Origin of the sequence: Microbacterium gorillae (assembly GCF_050990725.1) — a bacterium.
Classification (GTDB): domain Bacteria; phylum Actinomycetota; class Actinomycetes; order Actinomycetales; family Microbacteriaceae; genus Microbacterium; species Microbacterium gorillae_A.
The window spans coordinates 690,740-706,742 of sequence record NZ_CP158844.1 but is presented as its reverse complement, the minus strand read 5'-3'; the positions used below and the strand labels follow the sequence as shown (position 1 = coordinate 706,742).

11 protein-coding genes are annotated in these 16,003 nt (G+C 68.5%); 3 read left to right on the top strand and 8 right to left on the bottom strand.

Going from position 1 to position 16,003, the window contains the following annotated elements:
* Positions 1–32: 32 nt before the first annotated feature.
* The 5 genes from ABTV68_RS03125 to ABTV68_RS03105 form a co-directional block, all read right to left on the bottom strand.
* A complete protein-coding gene (locus tag ABTV68_RS03125) occupies positions 33–434 on the bottom strand; it encodes a hypothetical protein (RefSeq protein ID WP_433676166.1) in 402 nt (133 codons plus the stop codon).
* A gap of 94 nt (positions 435–528) precedes the next feature.
* Positions 529–1,185, bottom strand: coding sequence for an aspartate/glutamate racemase family protein (locus ABTV68_RS03120; protein ID WP_433676165.1), 657 nt, complete (start codon positions 1,183–1,185; stop codon positions 529–531).
* 4 nt (positions 1,186–1,189) lie between these two features.
* Positions 1,190–2,098, bottom strand: a complete 909-nt coding sequence (locus ABTV68_RS03115) for a carbohydrate ABC transporter permease (RefSeq protein ID WP_433676164.1) — start codon at positions 2,096–2,098, stop codon at positions 1,190–1,192.
* A gap of 1 nt (position 2,099) precedes the next feature.
* Complete coding sequence (locus ABTV68_RS03110) at positions 2,100–2,984, bottom strand: carbohydrate ABC transporter permease (protein WP_433676163.1); 885 nt, start codon at positions 2,982–2,984, stop codon at positions 2,100–2,102.
* 79 nt (positions 2,985–3,063) lie between these two features.
* Complete coding sequence (locus ABTV68_RS03105) at positions 3,064–4,410, bottom strand: ABC transporter substrate-binding protein (RefSeq protein ID WP_433676162.1); 1,347 nt, start codon at positions 4,408–4,410, stop codon at positions 3,064–3,066.
* Between the two features lie 250 nt (positions 4,411–4,660).
* On the opposite strand from ABTV68_RS03105, the gene ABTV68_RS03100 reads away from it, so the two are divergent.
* From ABTV68_RS03100 to ABTV68_RS03090, 3 genes are read left to right on the top strand one after another with little or no spacing between them, the layout of a single operon-like run.
* Positions 4,661–6,649 (top strand): glycoside hydrolase family 127 protein, encoded by a 1,989-nt coding sequence (locus ABTV68_RS03100; protein WP_433676161.1) that lies wholly within the window; start codon positions 4,661–4,663, stop codon positions 6,647–6,649.
* Positions 6,650–6,654: 5 nt separating this feature from the next.
* A complete protein-coding gene (locus ABTV68_RS03095) occupies positions 6,655–7,911 on the top strand; it encodes a RuBisCO large subunit C-terminal-like domain-containing protein (protein WP_433676160.1) in 1,257 nt (418 codons plus the stop codon).
* The gene (locus ABTV68_RS03090; protein ID WP_433676159.1) at positions 7,904–9,151 is read left to right on the top strand and encodes a four-carbon acid sugar kinase family protein; all 1,248 of its coding nucleotides are present in this window, start codon (positions 7,904–7,906) and stop codon (positions 9,149–9,151) included. Before ABTV68_RS03095 ends, ABTV68_RS03090 begins: the two co-directional genes overlap by 8 nt.
* A 16-nt stretch (positions 9,152–9,167) precedes the next feature.
* Here ABTV68_RS03090 and ABTV68_RS03085 read toward each other — a convergent pair whose 3' ends face one another.
* The 3 genes from ABTV68_RS03085 to ABTV68_RS03075 form a co-directional block, all read right to left on the bottom strand.
* The gene (locus ABTV68_RS03085) at positions 9,168–12,269 is read right to left on the bottom strand and encodes a glycoside hydrolase family 2 TIM barrel-domain containing protein (RefSeq protein ID WP_433676158.1); all 3,102 of its coding nucleotides are present in this window, start codon (positions 12,267–12,269) and stop codon (positions 9,168–9,170) included.
* Complete coding sequence (locus ABTV68_RS03080) at positions 12,266–13,216, bottom strand: aldo/keto reductase (RefSeq protein ID WP_433676157.1); 951 nt, start codon at positions 13,214–13,216, stop codon at positions 12,266–12,268. Before ABTV68_RS03080 ends, ABTV68_RS03085 begins: the two co-directional genes overlap by 4 nt.
* 84 nt (positions 13,217–13,300) lie before the next feature.
* Positions 13,301–15,970 carry a family 78 glycoside hydrolase catalytic domain gene (locus tag ABTV68_RS03075; protein ID WP_433676156.1) on the bottom strand — a complete coding sequence of 890 codons (2,670 nt, stop codon included), beginning with the start codon at positions 15,968–15,970 and terminating at the stop codon, positions 13,301–13,303.
* Positions 15,971–16,003: the final 33 nt, after the last annotated feature.

Here is a 16,003-nt window from a genome sequence, read left to right as displayed (position 1 = left end):
GTCCCGGTCAGCGTCCGAGACGCCGATCGGGATCACTCCTCGTCGTCTTCTTCCTCATCGAGGTCCTGGTCCTCGTCGCCCTCGTCGTCACCGTCGAGGCGCGCCTCGAGCTCGGCGATCTCGGCGCGGACGGCGGCGACGACCTGCAGATCGTCGTCGTAGAGATCACGGAAGTCCGACCCCGGCTCCACCATCCGTGTGAGCAGTTCGATGCCGCGCTCCAGCAGGGCGTCGAGCCGGTCCAGATCACCGGGCCAGATGTAGGAGCGGCCGAGCACCGCGAGCAGGTAGGAGGCCGCGCGGATCTGGTCGTAGTCGTCGTCCGTGGCGAACGCGGCGGCGATGCGGTCGTCCACATCGATCCCGTCGAAGAAGCTGCTGAACCAGTCCGACGCCTCATCGCTGTCCCACGGCTTGGTTCCCCACACGCCCATCGCAGACTCCTCTCCTCGGACACGACACGAACGGCCGCGACCCGACCGACGCTACCAGCGTCGATCAGGTCGCGGCGTGGTTGCGCAGACCTTCTCAGGAACCGGCGAGGGTGTTGCGCAGTCGCTCGATCCCGGGCTCCAGGCTGGTCAGCACGGGCACGTCCACCGACACCGCATCGGCCGCGGACGCCATCGATGCCTGCGCCAGCACGACGACATCCGCCTCGACAGCAAGGCGCTCGATCGCGGCCCCCACGAGACGGTCATGCTCGGCGCGATCGCCGCCGGACACCGCGGCGAACGCCCCCTCCACTACCTCGCTGACGATGCTGGGCGCGACGCCGGCGACGCCGGCACGCTCGGCGATCAATCGCGTCGTGGGAGCGAGGGTGGTGGGAAGCGTCGCGATCACGGCGATGCGCGAGCCGAGCGCGACGGCATGATCGGCCATCGCCTCATCGATGCGGAGCACCGGGATCCCCAGGCGCTCCGACAGCGGCGCGGCGAACTCGGAGATCGATGAGCAGGTGAGCATGACGACGGACGCCTGCGCGTCACGGGCCGCCCGCACCAGCTCCTCGAGCCGCCCCTCCACCGACGACGCACGCTCGGCATCGCCCAGGTCCTTGACGATCTTGTCATCGAGGTAGTTGACGCTCTCCACACCCGGAAGGATGCGCGCGGTGAGCTCGGCGACGGGGCCGATCACCACGGCGCCGGTGTGCAGGAACGCGATGCGGTCGACGGTCATGCGGTCATCCCTTCACGGAGCCGGCCGCGAGGCCAGTCATGATCTTCTTGTTGAGGAACACGAACACGATGAGCAGCGCCACGATATTGATGCTGATCGCCGCGAACAGCGGTCCGAACTGGGTGGAACCATACTCGTCGTTCATGCTGAGAAGGCCCACCTGGATCGTGGCGAGGTCCGGGTTCGTGGTGAAGGTGAGGGCGATCAGCAGGTCGTTCCACACACTGAAGAACTGCACCAGCGCCACCGTGAGGATCGCGTTCTTCATCAGCGGCATCGCGATCACGAAGAACGAGCGCAGCGGGCTGCAGCCGTCCATCGTCGCGGCCTCGAAGATCTCGCGAGGGATCGCGCGGAAGTAGGTGGCCATGAGGAACGTCGTCAGCGGCAGGCCCATCACCGTGTAGGTGATGATCAGCGGCCAGAGCGAATTCGTGATGCCGATCTTGAAGTAGACCGTGAACAGCGGCACGAGGATCATCTGGCCGGGCACCATGATGCCGGCGAGGATCAGCAGCAACGTCGCGTTGCGGCCCTTCCAGATCATCACCTCGAGCGCGTAGCCCGCGGCGACGCCGAGCAGCACGATCAGCGCCACCGACGGCAGGGTCACCAGCAGACTGTTGCGATAGTTGGTCGCCACGTTGCCCCGCGTGAGGGCCTGCACGTAGTTGTCGAGGTTGAAGGCCTCTGGCAGCGCCCAGGTCGGGTTGGAGAGGAACTCGGTCTGCGTCTTGAACGAGCCGAGGATGATCCACACCTGCGGGTACAGCACCACGACCAGCAGGATCGCGACGATGATCCATACCGGGATCCGACGCAGCACACGCACGGCGGAGCGGGAGAGCGGGCGGCGCGGAGCGGCCTTGCGCGGCACGGCGTCGGCCTGGATGAGGGTCTGGGTGGCGGTCACGTCAGGCTTCCTTCGTCTGCTTGGCCGAGGTGCGGAAGACCGCGAGGGTGAACACGAGGCACAGGAGGGTCAGCACCAGCGCGATCGTGCTGCCGTAGCCGTACTCGGCGTAGTCGAATGCCGTGCGGTACATGTACAGCGTGAGCGGAGCGGTCGTGGTTCCGGGTCCGCCGCTGTTCAGGGCGAGCAGGCTGTCGAAGACCTTGAGGGTGGAGTTGAAGCTGAAGATGATCGAGGAGACGAGGATCGGCGCCGACAGCGGCAGCACGATGTGTCGGACGAGCCGGAGCCCGTTGGCGCCGTCGATGCGCGCGGATTCGATGACCTCATCCGGGATGTCCAGCAGACCGGTGTACATGAGCACGGCGTAGAAGCCCATCGAGCTCCACCACGTCATCGCCAGGGCTACGCCCATGGTGCCGATGGTGGTGGCGAGGAATTCCTGGCTGGGGATGCCGAAGAAATTCAGCAGTTCGTTGACCGGGCCCTGGTTATCCCCCACGGAGACTAACGAGCGGAACAGCAGCGCGACGGCAACAGTGGGCAGCACCATCGGGAAGAACACCGCCGTGCGGATGAAAGCCGACCCCTTGCGCAGCACGAACACGTACAGCAGCGCCAGCAGATACCCCAGCACGATCTGCCCCGCCGTGGCGAGTACGGCGAAGATGACGCTGACCCAGAGCGACTGGATCGCCGCCGGGTCGCTCACGAACTTCGCGAAGTTGTCGAGCCCCACGAACTCGAAGCCACGCAGGTTGTTGCCCTCGAAGAAGGACAGCCCGAGCGACCACGCCACCGGCACGAGCTTGAGCAGCGTGTAGAGGATGAGGGTGGGCGCGAGAAGGATGATGATCGTCTTGCGATCACCGAAGACGCGGTTCATAGGCGTGCGGCTTTCATGAGGCGGTCGGCCCGCCGCCCTGCGGCGGCGGGCCGACCTGTGTCATCAGAGAGGACCGGAGTTACTTGTTCTGATCGATGCTCTGCTGCAGCTGCGACATGTAGTCGGCTGCGGAGAGCTGGCCGTTGACGAGCAGCGACATGTTGGACTGCGCGAGGCTGGTGGACTTCGCGTCCATCAGCGCCTCGAACCACAGCACCGTCTCGGTCACCTCGGCGACCTTCTGCTGCACGGTCTCGGTCATGACGGGCAGGTCGGTGACCTCCTGGTTGACCTTGAAGCCGGAGATCACACCGGCGTCCTGGAGTGCCTGCGCACCGTAGTTCTCGGCGATGCAGGAGAGCCAGTCCGCCGTCTTCGGGCCGAAGCTCTTGGGGTTCATCGCGAAAGCGGTGCCGGCGTTCGCCGGCCACTGGTCGATGGAGCCCTTGCCACCGTCCACCGCGGGGAACGGCATGAAGCCGACGTTCTCTTCGCCGATCTTGTTCTGCTCAGGGTCGTTGATGTTGCTGAGCAGCCAGGTGCCGTCGAACTTCATCGCGGCGGTGCCGGTGAGGAAGTCGTTGGTGGCGGCGGCCGGATCCTTCGAGATGAATCCGTCGCCGAAGGCGCCGGACTTCGCGAGGTCGGCGACGGCCTGTGCCGCCTCGACGTACGCGTCATCGGTGAGCTTGGCCTTGCCGTCTCGGATGTCGGTCATGGCGGTGGTGCCGAGCTCGCGGAACGCGTACATGCCGATGAGACGGGTCACCGGCCACATCGCGGAGCCCGACACGGCCAGCGGCGTGATGCCGGCGGCGGTGATCTTCTCGTTGGCGGCGAGCAGGTCATCCCACGTCTGCGGCTCGGTGATGCCGAGGTCCGCGAAGATCTTCTTGTTATAGAAGATGCCCTCGAGGTTGTACTGGTAGGGCAGAGAGACGAACTGGCCGTAGACGTTCTCGATCGTGGAGGACGCTGCGGGGAGCACCTGGTCGCGCACGCCGAGGTCGGTGAGTGCCTTGTCGTAGTCGACGAGCAGACCGGCCTTGCCGAGGTCGCCATCCGGTCGCACCATAGCGGTGCCCGCGATGAAGTGGCTCGGCAGCGCGTCCTGGCTGGCCAGCAGGGTGACCTTCTGGACCACATCGGCCTGCGCCACGGTCTGGTGCTCCAGTGGGAGCGCCTCGTTCTCGGCCTTGCACGCGCCGGCCGCGAGCGCGTCCAGCTCCTTGGCGAGGGTCGGGTTCTCGTTCGCCGTGAGGACGGTGAAGGTCTTGGCGTCGGTGCCGGTTGCGGTGCCGGCATCGCCGCCGGCAGTGTTCTCGCCGGTGCCGGAGCCCCCGGCGGAGCAGGCGGCCAGGGCGCCCACGGTGAGGGCGACGAGGCCGGCACCGAGCAGGGCGCGAGGGGTGCGACGGGTGTTCATAGGGCGTCCTCCTTGACGACGGCCATGCGGGTGTCTGTTACCGATTCGACAGTACGAAGATTCGAGGTGCGTGTCAACACTCAGTGCTGAAATTCTATTCATTTCGACCCGAATCGTGGTTATACTGCAAATCCGGGCAGGCCTGAGAGGACCTGCGCGAACGGGCGACGGCGCCTTTCCGCCGCCCGTCGCCCCCGCGAATCCACGCACGACGGCGGACCTCATCGGTCCGCGCAGGAGGACGTCACTCATGACGACGACATCGCCACACGCTCCGCTTCAGCCACTCGGCGCATCCCATGCCCGATGGGCGAGCGGCTTCTGGGGTGCCGTACAGCAGCGCACCTTCGACACCTCCATCGAGGCGATGTGGGAGTCGCTCAGCGATCCGACCGTCAGCCCGGGCCTGCGCAACTTCCGTGTGGCGGCGGGACTCGAGCCCGGCGAGCACGACGGCCCTCCGTTCATGGACGGCGACTTCTACAAGTGGCTGGAGGCGGCGATCGCCCGTCTGGAGGTCGCCCCCGATCCGGTGCTCGCCGCCCGCGTCGATGAGCTGGCGCACCTCATCGCCTCCGTGCAGCGCGAGGACGGCTACCTTCACACCCCCACCCTCATCTCCGAGCGCGCCGCGCGCACCGGCGAGGAGGCCGCCGTCGCTCTCGCCGACCGCTTCCACTTCGAGACCTACAACCTCGGCCACCTGATCACGATGGGCGTGCGCCACTACGAGGTGACGGGCAGCGAGGTGCTGCTGAACACCGCCCGTGGTGCCGCGTCGTTCCTGGAGGACCTGGCGACGAACAAGCCGGTGGAGCTGGCGCGCAGTGCGATCTGCCCGAGCCACTACATGGCTGTGCTGGAGCTCTACCGCGCCACCGGTGAGGAGCGCTATCTGCGACTGTCGGAGGCGTTCCTCCGGGTGCGCGATGACTTCGAGGAGGGTGGCGACGACAATCAGGACCGCATCCCGGTGCGCGAGCAGAAGGTGGTCGCGGGTCACGCCGTGCGTGCCAACTACCTCTACGCGGGACTCGCCGACCTCGTCGCGGAGACCGGCGATGAGGAGTTGACCGCCGTGCTCACGAACCTCTGGGACGACGTCATCGACACCAAGCTGTACATCACGGGCGGCTGCGGCGCCCTCTACGACGGTGCCTCGCCGGACGCCTCGCCGTGGCAGCAGGACATCAGCCGCGTGCACCAGGCCTATGGCCGGGCGTTCCAGCTTCCCAACACCACCGCACACAACGAGTCGTGCGCCAACATCGGCATGATCCTGTGGAGCGAGCGGATGCTGGCGGCGACCGGCGACGCCCGCTACGCCGACGTCATCGAGCAGATCGCCTACAACAGCCTCCTCGCCGGAATCAGCCTCTCCGGTCGCGAGTACTTCTACACGAACGCGCTGCGTCAGGTTCGCGATCTCCCGTACGAGCTTCGTCGCCCCGGTGACACCGGTCAGCACCCGGTTCCCGCACCCCCGGCATCCGACGCACGCCTGCGCGAGAGTTACCTGAGCTGCTTCTGCTGCCCGCCGAACACGGTGCGCACGCTGGCTCGCTTCCACGAGCGCGCCGCATCGCTCTCCCCCGAGGGCCTGTTCGTCCACCAGTACGGAGGCAGCGAGCTGAGCGTCGAGCAGGACGGGGCCGCACTGAGCCTCCGCGAAGACAGCGACTACCCGTGGAGCGGGCGTATCGCGTTCACCGTCACCGCCGCGACCGGAGTTCTGCCGCTGCACCTGCGCATCCCCGGATGGGTGGCGGGTGCCACGCTGACCGTCGCGGGCGAGCAGCATCCGGTGTCCGAACCGGGCAGCTACACCCGCATCGAACGTGAGTGGTCGGTGGGCGATGAGATCATCCTCGATCTGCCGATGCCCGTCACCGTGCTGCGCGGCAACCGCCTCGCCGAGGAGGTCACCAACCAGGTGGCGGTTCGTCGTGGTCCCGTGGTCTACGCGATCGAGAGCGCCGACCTGCCCGCGGATGTCCTGCTCGAGCAGGTCGCCGTCCGCCGCGGCACCGTCTTCACCCCGGTGCAGACCGAGATCGCCGGGACGCGCCTGGTCGCCCTGGAGGCGGATCTCGCGGTGCTCCCCGCCACCCCGGACGCACTCTATGGTGAGCTCGACGACGCTCCGCTGGCGACCATCTCCACCCGGCTGGTCCCCTACTTCACCTGGGGCAATCGCGGCGCGGGCGAGATGTCCGTCTGGCTGCCGATCGCGTGGTGATCCCCATGAGCACCGACGCCGTCATCGCCACGTACGTCATCGAGACGTCCTTCGCCCTGCAGCACGCCGCCGAGGTCCTCGCCGGCGAGCAGTCCACCGGCACCTTCGTGCGGGTGGAGCGCGAATCCGACGATCTGCGCGCCCGCTTCGCCGCTCAGGTCCTGGACGTGCAGGAACTTCCTCTCACCGGGGCGAGCGCACTGCCCGGCTCCTCGGGCAACCCGGCCGAGCGGCGCCGCGGACTCATCCGCCTCCGCTTCCCGCTGTCGAACTTCGGCCCCTCGCTGCCCAACCTGCTCGCGGCGGTCGCCGGCAACCTCTACGAGCTGAAAGAGCTCGCCGCGATCAAGCTGGTGGATCTCGACCTGCCGGCCCCGTTCGCCGAGCGATACGCCGGCCCGCGCTTCGGTGTGGCCGGAACACGTGAGCTGATGGGACGTCCCACCGGCGCCATGCTGGGCACCATCGTGAAGCCGTCCATCGGTCTCAGCCCCGACGATCTGGCGGAGTTGGTGGGTGAGCTCGCCACCGCCGGCGTGGACTTCATCAAGGACGACGAGCTGCAGGGCAACGGCCCATCCGCTCCCCTGGCGGCCCGCGTCGCCGCCGTGATGCCGGTGCTCAAGCGCCACGCCGATCGCACCGGTGTGATGCCGATGTACGCGTTCAACATCACCGACGACATCGGACGGCTGGAGGCGAACCACGACCTCGTGGTCGCCGCCGGCGGCACCTGTGTCATGGCGTGCGTGAACCTGGTGGGCTTCGCGGGCCTGGAGTTCCTGAGCCGCCACACGGAGGTCCCGATCCACGGGCATCGCACGATGATCGGCTCCCTCATCCGCTCCGAGCAGCTGGGCATGAGCTACCGTGTCTGGCAGAAGATCGCCCGCCTGAGCGGTGCCGATCACCTGCACACCAACGGCATCAGCAACAAGTTCTACGAGACGGACGAGGAAGTGCTCGCATCGATCAGCGCGGTCCGCGAGCCGCTGCTCGGAATCACGCCGACCGTCCCTGTGCTCTCCAGTGGACAGTGGGCCGGTCTCGCTCATGCCACCTACCGCGCCGTGGGCACGACGGATCTGCTGATGCTCGCCGGCGGCGGCATCCACGGCCATCCCGACGGGGCACAGGCCGGCGTGCGCAGCCTGCGCGAGGCGTGGGCATCGGCCGAAGCGGGCGAGTCCGTCGAGGATGCGGTCGCAGCATCCGAGCCGCTTCGTCGCGCTTCCGAGCTGTTCGGACCCGTGCGTGTCTGAGGTCCGCACCGCCCCGCGCGTGGCCTACTACGGCGACGACTTCACCGGAAGCGTGGACGTGCTGCTGCAGTTCGCGCGTCACGGGTGGTCGGGGCGGCTCTTCACCGCGGATCCCGACGATGAGCTGCTCGCGCAGGCGGTGGCCGACGGGGTGGAGGTCATCGGCATCGCCGGGATCTCGCGTTCGCTGGATTCCGCAGCGCTCACGGCGGAGGTGGCACCGCGCCTGGCGCAACTCGTGCGCACCGGCGCACGGCTGATCCAGTACAAGGCGTGCTCAACGGCCGATTCCGCACCCGATGTGGGCAGCATCGGGCGGGTGATCGAGATCGGGCGCGAGGTCATCGGCACCTCCGTGGTGCCGATGCTGTTCGCGCAGCCCGACTTCGGTCGGTACACCGTCTTCGGTCAGCACTTCGCGTCGGAAGGCGGCACGGTCCATCGCCTCGACCGCCAGCCGACCATGTCGAATCACCCGTCCACGCCGATGCACGAGGCGGACCTGGCACGGCACTTCTCCGCGCAGACAGACCTGCCCATCGGCGCGATCGCGCGCACGGACTTCGATGATCTCGCGACGCGCATCGACGCGTCACCGGCGTCCGCCGTGGTTCTCGACGGCCTGGACGACGACGACCTGCGTGCCGTCGGCGGTGCCGTCACCTCGCTCCCCGGACCGCGCCTCATGATCGGCTCGGGCGGACTGAGCTGGGCGATCGGCTCCACCGACTCACGCCCAGCCGCCGGCATCCCCCGCGTGGGAACGGCGACCGGACCGATCCTCGCGGTCTCTGGCTCCCGATCGGCCACCACCCGCCGGCAGGCGCAGGCCGCCGCAGACGCCGGGTGGCTGGTGTTGCCCTTCGACGACGATGCCGTCCAGCTTCCTCGTGTGCTCGAGGCGCTGTCCGCGGATCGGAGCGTGGTGCTGACGGCCGATGACGCGGTGCTTCCCGACGGCGTGGAGCCGTTGGTGGCGATCGCAGCACTGGCGGCCGGCACCGTACGCGCCGCGGCGGAGGCCGGCGTGACGCGTCGCATCGTGGTCGCCGGCGGCGACACCTCGGGCCGCGTCACCCGCCTCCTCGGCGTGGACTCCGTCTCGATCGCCGCCAACCCCACCGACAACGTCGTGCTGCTCACCGCTCACTCCGCGCTCCCCGCCATCGACGGCCTCGAGCTGCTGCTCAAGGGCGGTCAGGTCGGCGCCGACACCCTCCTCACGTCGCTCCCACGCTGAGTCCGGATTGGTCCGGTCACTGACGAGGGGTCTGCGTAGTGGCGAGGCGCACGGACCAGGTGGTGTGCTCGCGGGGGATGCGGTACTGCTCGGGGAGAGCGGGACCCACGGAGGCGGAGCCGAGGCCCTGCTGAGCGTGGTCGATGTTGAGCCACACGCTGCCCGAGTCGCGCAGCTGGTGCTGCTTGTCTGCACGCGCCAGGTCGTGCGCGGTCCACCGCCGGGCGGTGAAGTCGAAGGGCTCAGCGCCCTCCACACAGAGCACGGCACCCGTACTCCCCGCCATCTCGAGCCACCGCGTCTGGACGTGGTTGCCGTTCTCCTGCGGCACGGGATACGCCACCTGGAGATCATCGACGCTCGCCGTGAAGCGACCGATCCGAGAGCCCGCGAAGGAGTCGACGTAGGTCTCCCCCGGCCCGCGCCCGAACCAGGTCACCCGATCCTGCTCCGCCGGCAGCTCGAACAGCAGCCCGAGGCGCGGCACCAGGATGTCCCGGTTCAGATAAGGCGTATTCGTCCACGGTCCGACGAAGTCCACGCTCACCTGCAGCAGCACCGCGTCGCCATCGGCCGACCAGACGAACTCCCACTCCACGCCGTGAGGATGCGCGCGCGGCGCGGTCCGGCCGCGCACCCGGAGGCGATCGGGCTCGGCGTCCACCTCGTCGACCCGGTGCAGCAGTCGGTCCAGCATCGTCCTCTGCCACACGGCGGCGATGTTGTTGGTGTCGCCCTGGCCGCGATCGTTCTCCGTGGGCGCGCGATACAGATCCAGCACCGGCCCCGCGATCGTGAGGTCGCCGAGACCGCGCAGCTGCCCCGTGCGGGGATCGAACCGGGCGGGTCCGACGCGGTGTTCGTCCGATCGCGTGGCAGTTCCGCGTCGTAGGTCCGCACCACCGTCGGCCTCCGGAGCCGGCGCGACAGTACGGTCGTCCGCACTCTCCGCCCACGAGTCCGTTCCGTCGCCCGCGGTGCGAATCGCCGAGCCGCCATTGCCGCCCGTGCCGACGAACTGACCCCAGGACACCACATGCCCCGCCGGTGCCCAGCGGGTGTCCGCCGCGAGGACGGCTTCCACCGTGACGACGGCGTCCGGCCCGGTGACCCGCGCCGCCGTCGGCAGCGCGACGACGCACTCGCCACCCGGCAGCAGCACCGGCGCGTCGAGCACCCCGGATGCCGTGATCACGCCGTCCACCTCCGCGTGCCAGCGCAGCTCGAGATCAGCCGTCGATGTGCTGTGGCGCTCGCTCACGATGCGGACCTCTGCGGCACCGACGTCGATGTGCACCGTCTCGTGCGCCTTCGCCAGCTCGATGAGGGCTGGCGTGGGGGTCCGGTCGCTGAACACCAGCCCGTGCAGCCCGAACCGACCGCCCCGCGGCTCATAGTCGATATCGTCGCCGTGCAGGATGACCTCCGTGCCGTCGCGAAGCCGATCCGTGAAGCCGTGGTCGATCCACTCCCACACGAACGCGCCGCACAGCCGGTCATGCGCTCGGATGATCCGCCAGTAGTCCTGCAGCCCGCCGGGCCCGTTGCCCATCGCGTGCGCGTACTCGACCAGCAGGAACGGCAGCCCGCGCCGGCGCTCATCCTCGGCGTCCGTGATGCCATCGGGAGCGTCATCATCGGCGTCGAACACCATGCCGTGCATGCTCAGCCGACCCCCGCGGGGCTCCTCACGGCGGCCGATGCGCTCCAGCAGGTCCAGCGACGGATACATCAGCGAGTAGAAATCCGAGTCCCGATAGCGCGGATCGCGTTCGTAGAGAACGGCGCGTGAGGGGTCGCGCTGGTCGAGCCAGCGCCGCATGTCCGTGAACGTGCTGCCCGTCATGCTCTCGTTCGCGAGCGACCACACCACCACGCTCGGGCTGTTCTTGTCGCGTTCCACGGTGCGCATCAGCCGATCCATGATCGCGTCGTGCCACTCGGGCAGCGCGGGCGGATTGTGCGCCCACCCCTCGTAGATGAATCCGTGCGTCTCGAGGTCCACCTCGACCACCACCCACAGCCCGTACTCGTCGCAGAGCCGGATGAAGTCCGGGTGCGGCGGATAGTGGCTGGTGCGCACCGCGTCGATGTTCGCGCGTTTCATCAGCTCGATGTCGCGGATCATCGTCGCGCGATCGAGGGTGCGGCCGGTGCGGGGGTGGTGCTCGTGACGGTTGACGCCACGGAAGGTGACGGCCCGCCCGTTCACCGTGAACACGCCGTCGACCACCTCGACGTGACGGAACCCGATGGCCAGCTCGATGCTCTCACCCGCGGATCGGAGCACGCCGCGGTACAGCCGCGGGCTCTCCGCACTCCACGGCTCGACCGGAATGCTGACGCTCTCGCCCACCGGCAGCGCGGCGATGCCGAGTTCGGGGATGTCGACGACACCGGACACGGTCGCGTCGACGCGGAGCGTGCCGAGACCGGTGACGTGGTCGTAGTCGGCATGCACGAAGTGGTCGTCGATGGCGTCGGTGGGCCGCTCGATGATCTCCACGTCACGGAAGATGCCGGGCAGCCACCACATGTCCTGGTCTTCCAGGTAGGTGCCGGCCGACCAGCGGTGCACTCGCACGGCCAGCACGTTGGGCCCCGGACGCAGCACGACATCGAACTCGAACGGCAGCCGGGACCCGGTGGACCAGCCGAGCTCCTCGCCGTTCAGCCACACCTTCGCACAGGAGTCGACGCCCTGGAACCGCAGCACAGCGCCGCCGAAATCGGAGGGGACGTCGAACACCAGCCGATAGTCCCCGGTGGGATTCTCCACCGGAATTCGGGGCGGATCCAGCGGGATCGGGTACGCCGTGTTGGTGTAGAGCGGTCCCTCCTCGGTGCCCAGCATGCGTCGGCGCTCACCGCCCGCGAGCGGCGTGAATTCTTCCAGGACCCAGTGCGAGGGCACTGTCATCGGGTCCCAGGACGAGTCATCGAAGTCGTCGTGGAGGAAAGCCGATCCGGTGCCATCGGCCGTCGGGCTGAGGCGGAACCGCCACGTTCCGTTGAGGCTCAGCACCCGCGCATCGGACACCGCGTCAGCACGCGCCGCTCTCCGCCCGCTGCCAGGCGCCGTGCTCTCCCAGTACGCGTCGACACGGACGTCAGTCACGACTCAGCGCCGCCCGCCGCATACGCCGTATCGTCGACCGGCGTCGGGGCGGGGCCGAGTGACGCGACCGCGTCCGAGAGCTCGGCGGGAATGTCCACCTCCGCGAGCGCGCGCAGCTCCGTCAGGCGGTGCGCCGACGTGGTGCCGATGACGGTGTGATCTATCAGCGGCGAGCGCGTGGAGAACTGCAGGGCGAGGGCCGCGAGCGGCACCCCGTGGACCGCGCACAGCTCCTGAACGCGACGCGTCCAGTCGATCAGCGCGGCATCCGCGGGACGGTACTGGTAGGTCGCTCCCGCCGTCGGCCCGTTCGCAAGCAGTCCACCACCGAACACCGCCGCGTTGAAGACGCGCATCCCGCGCTCGTGCGCATCGCGGAACAGGGGCGCGGCGGAGTCGTCCACCAGCGTGAAGCGGTTGTGGACGAGCACCGCATCGAAGGCCCCGGTCTCAACGTAGGAGCGCACCAGCGGAACCGGACCGGCCGCGATGCCGACCGCTCCGGCCACACCCTCCTCACGCAGGGCGATGAGGGCTGCAACTGCCCCGTCCGGGGCCATGGCCTGCGCGAACGTGATGGAGTACGGGTCGTGCAGGTGGAGCACCGGCACCCGATCGACTCCGAGGCGCGCGAGGCTCTCCTCCACCGAACGGCGCACACGATCCCCATCGAAGACGCCGGTGCGCGGGTCCGCGTCGACCTTGGTGATCAGCCGCGCAGCGGCGTCAGAACGCTCGGACGATGAGAGTGTCGCCAACACGTCCCCGATGATCTCCTCGCTGCGACCACCCGCGTAGGCGTTGGAGGTGTCGACGAACGCGTCCGCCGAGCGCAGCATCGCCAGCACGGCCTCTTCGTCCCGTTCACGTCGAGCGGGATCTGCGCCGATCCAGGAGGTGCCGAAGGCGAGGGGGCCGAGCGTCGGAATCGAGCCTGCAGGCGACATGAATATCCATTCCTCCGTGAATTGACTTCCGCCATCAGTGTATCGAAGCAGCGCCCTCCAGGGAACTCGCCGCGGCTCACTTTGTCACGCGAGAAGTCCTGCCTGACCCGTCGTCTCGCCGACCCCCGTCACGGTGATGCGATGCACGCCATGCGTGAGTGCGCCAAGCGCTGGTCCGTCGTTCACCGATACCTCCGAGCCCGCGGTCACCGGCAGGTCCAGTTCCGCCGTGACGCCGAAGGGCACCTCCAGCGTGATGGCGAGCACCTCCGCGTCCAGCTCCCACGCGATCGCCAGCCGCCCATACGCCGTTTCGATCGCGGCCCGCGCGCGATCGATGCCGCCACCGGGCCGCGGCGCGATGCGGGCGACGCGATAGCCGGGCTCGGCGGGAGCGATTCCCGCAACTGTTCGGTAGACCCAGTCGATCATGGCGCCGTACGCGTAATGGTTGAACGACAGCATGCTGCCGGCGTCGTCACTGGATCCCGCGTCCATGTCGCCCGGGTTGATACTGCCGTCCGGAAGGATGGCGTCCCAACGCTCCCACACGGTGGTGGCGCCGTGATCGACCTGGTACAGCCAGCTGGGTGCTTCGCGACGCAGCAGCATCCGGTAGGCCTCCTCCAGATGGCCGTTGTTCGACAGCGCGAACAGCACCAGCGGGGTACCGAGGAAGCCGGTGGAGATTCGGCCGTCGAGCGCACGGACATCGGCGGCGAGTGCCTCGGCGATCTTCGATCGTTCCTCAGCGGGCGCGATATCGAATTCCAGCGCCAATGCCGCACCGGTCTGGGTGCGGGCTGCTTCCGCACCCCAACGGTGCCAGGTGGCGTCCGCAACGCGATCCGCCAGCTCGTCATACTCCTGCCCGCGAGCGGGATCTCCGACCAGGCGCTCGGCACGCGCCAGCAGTCGGGCGGATCGGACGTAGAAGGCGTTGGCGACATAGTCGCTGGACACCTTGGCGAGCCAGGGTCGATCGCCGGGCGCGTCGGGATCGAGCCAGTCACCGTACTGGAACGGCTCGGTGGGCAGGACGACATCATCGCCGGCACGTCGGCGCAGGTGCTCCACCCAATCGCGCATGCTCCCCAGCTGCTGGACCAGCACCTCATCGCTACCAGAGGCTTCATACGCCGCCCACGGCACGATGGTGGCGGCGTCGGCCCAGCCGGCGCGCCCCATATTGTCGACCGCCCCCTCGCCCATCCGCATGTCCTCGAAGCGGATGATGTCCGGGACGATGCTGGCCACGGCACCGTCCTCCCCCTGGTCGGCGGTGAGATCCCGCAGCCACGTGCGCCAGAAGGCCTCCGAGTCCATGAGGGTACTCGCAGTGGCGGCGAACGCTTGCGCATCACCCGTCCAGCCGAGGCGCTCATCGCGCTGCGGGCAGTCGGTGGGCACGGAGACGAAATTGTCCCGCTGAGACCAGCGGACATTCTCATGGAACCGATCCAATGCGGCGTGGGAGGAGCTGAACTCGCCGCGCTGCGGGAGGTCGGAGGAGATCGCGATCGCGGTCGCAGACACCACCTCAGCGCCGGCGATGTCGGCGAACTGGAACCCGTGGAAGGTGAACTGCGGTTCGAGGACATGTTCGCCGTCGCGGTCCAGCACATACGTGTCCGTCGCTTTCGCCGACCGCAGGGCTGCCGTGTGCAGGTCACCCGACGGCTCCAGGACCTCGGCATGACGCACCCGCACGACATCGCCGGCGCGTCCCCGGACAACCACGCGCACCCAGCCGGAGACGTTCTGGCCGGCATCGAAGCGCGCCCCCTGCTCGCCGTCGCGCCGATCAAGCGGACGCATGGGCAGTTCCGCCACCACCCGGATGGGTGGCGCGGATCGCGGCTCGAACACGGCGAGATCGTGATCGATCACGTCAACGCCGGCCCATGCGCCATCGTCGAAGCCCGGGCTGTGCACGCCCGCCGGAGCGAGGGTCAGATCCACGGTGGTGCCGTCATAGATACTCGCGCCGCGCACGGCACCGAATCCGCCGCGCCAGCTCTCATCCGTGGCGACGATGACGCCATCGGCATCCTCGAGCTGAGCGATCGCGCCGGAACGGGTCCCATAGATCTCGGTGCGCCAGGCGAAGCCCATCCGGCCGCGATACCAGCCGTCGCCCACCTCGAGCACGATGACGTTCTCCCCCGCCACGAGCAGATCGGTCACGTCGTGCGTGTCCACCAGAATCCGCTTCTGATAGGAGGTCCATCCGGGCGTGAGGACAGCATCGCCGACGCGCCGCCCGTTGATCCAGGCATCGACGAGGCCCAGCGCGCTCAGACGAAGCCGCGCCGCTGCAGGGACGTCGGACAGCGTGAACACCCGCCGAAGGATCTGCACCGGCCCCTCCACCGGACTGGGAATGCCGATGACCCGCCCCTGCAGCTCTTTCCCTGGCAGGCCCGCTTCCACCACGATCGGCTCACTCCATGCGGTCCACCCCCGCTGTGTGGCGATCCGCACGGCGTAGGTCAGCGCCGCACCCGGCCGCGGATCGGTAACCGGAACGCCGATGGCTGCACTCGAATCGACCACCTCTCCCGGAATCAGCGAATCGGCGTCGGCACCGGAGGCGATCTGATAGGCGACCTGGGCCGTGCCGGGGGCGGTCGATGTCACCCGCCAGCTCAGGCGGGTACCGCGCGCGGGCACCCCGAGGAGCCCCGCGCCATGCTGGCTCCGGACGAGAGTGATGCGGGTGGCGGAGTCGATCGCCGCGTGGGGGGCAGTCATGCCGATCCTTTCGGACGCGCGCCGTTGCGGCGT